1 pseudogene is annotated in these 248 nt (G+C 57.7%); it reads left to right on the top strand.

Annotated elements, in window-relative coordinates:
- A pseudogene (locus J5M58_RS27425) lies at nt 1-125 on the top strand (CreA family protein); the annotation flags it as partial.
- Between the last annotated feature and the right edge of the window lie 123 nt (nt 126-248).

The following is a 248-nucleotide window of genomic DNA, read 5'->3' as shown; positions in this document are numbered from 1 at the left end:
TCAAGACCATGCAGGTGGTGCGCTTCCTCGACAAGAAGCGCAATACCTTGGTGTACCTGGTGTACAGCGACCGCATCGTCGAAGGTAGCCCGCAGAATGCGGTGACAGCGATTCCGATCCTGCCTTGTGTCGCGATAGGGCCGCAAAGCGGCCCCATTACCCCGATATCAGGCCAATTCTTCGGCCTGATCCTCTCGCACAACAGCCTTCACTTCATCCCGACGGCTGATGAACTTCCAGTCCGCTTC

Source organism: Pseudomonas sp. 32_A, assembly GCF_017490905.1.
Lineage (GTDB): Bacteria > Pseudomonadota > Gammaproteobacteria > Pseudomonadales > Pseudomonadaceae > Aquipseudomonas > Aquipseudomonas inefficax.
The sequence above is the reverse complement of the archived record's forward strand: the minus strand, read 5'-3'. Positions and strand labels throughout refer to the sequence as shown.